Below are 389 nucleotides of genomic sequence, written 5' to 3'. Positions count from 1 at the left end.
CGAATCCTCTACTTGGAAGAGATATTCGAAGGAACTTAAGCTGTCGGCAGTTCAGGACTATCTTAGCGGGGATTACTCCATTCAGGAAGTTACGAGGAAATATGAAATTTCCAGTACTTCTCTCCTTCGCAAGTGGATTAAAAAGTATAATAGTCATAGAGAATTAAAGGACACTTCCCAAGGAAGGACAAACACTATGACTAGAAGAAACACAACCATAAATGAACGGAAAGAGATTGTGCTATATTGCCTTGAGAACGGCAAGGATTATCAGAAGGCAGCTGAGACCTACCAGGTCTCTTACCAACAAGTATATCAATGGGTTAAAAAGTATGAGCATGGCGGCGAAGAAGCCCTTCGGGATAAGCGTGGGAGGAAAAAGGAAGAAG

Annotated in this window: 1 protein-coding gene and 1 pseudogene; both read left to right on the top strand. The window is 42.2% G+C overall.

Annotated elements, in window-relative coordinates; all coding sequences use genetic code 11:
- Window positions 1-166 (top strand): annotated as a pseudogene (locus M3204_RS23950) (transposase); the annotation flags it as partial.
- A 30-nt stretch (window positions 167-196) separates the two neighbouring features.
- A partial coding sequence (locus M3204_RS23525) for a helix-turn-helix domain-containing protein (protein WP_251489097.1) occupies window positions 197-389 on the top strand: 193 nt, incomplete at its 3' end.

The sequence above is a fragment of the Mesobacillus subterraneus genome (genome assembly GCF_023715485.1).
Taxonomy (GTDB): Bacteria; Bacillota; Bacilli; order Bacillales; family Cytobacillaceae; genus Mesobacillus; species Mesobacillus subterraneus_B.
This window is presented reverse-complemented; position numbering and strand designations above follow the sequence as displayed.